The organism is Dapis hubbardiae BLCC-M172, assembly GCF_050016015.1.
In the GTDB taxonomy this organism is placed as follows: domain Bacteria; phylum Cyanobacteriota; class Cyanobacteriia; order Cyanobacteriales; family Microcoleaceae; genus Trichodesmium.
Genome location: NZ_JBNHEQ010000016.1, coordinates 66496 through 66866, shown reverse-complemented (window position 1 = coordinate 66866; position 371 = coordinate 66496). Strand labels below are relative to the sequence as shown.

General features: G+C 40.4%; 2 tRNA genes. Both read right to left on the bottom strand.

Features of this window, described 5'->3' with window-relative positions:
• Window positions 1-63: 63 nt before the first annotated feature.
• A tRNA-Trp gene (locus tag ACP6PK_RS02190) sits at window positions 64-137 on the bottom strand.
• 65 nt (window positions 138-202) lie between these two features.
• Window positions 203-274, bottom strand: a tRNA-Ile gene (locus ACP6PK_RS02185).
• Window positions 275-371 lie beyond the last annotated feature (97 nt).

Genomic DNA, 371 nt, shown 5'->3' with positions numbered 1-371 from the left:
CTCCCCTACTCCCCTACTCTCAATCTATAATTTTAAATAGATCCCTTCAGGGGTTATATATATTGGCGCGGAGACTAGGATTCAAACCTAGATCGTCGGTTTTGGAGACCGAAATGTTATCGTTACACTATCTCCACTCATAGCAATTTTCATTTTGAGCCAGTACAACAACTAATCCGCTTTAGTAAGCAGTTAGTTGCTATAGCAGTGGCAGGGATCGAACCTACACTCACCAAGTTATCAGCTTGGTGCTTTACCATTAAGCTACACTGCTTTATTTGAAGACCGAGATGTTATTGTTACACCCTCTCCACTAATAGCAATTTTCATTTTGAGCCAGTACAGCAACTAATCCGCTTTAGTAAACAGTT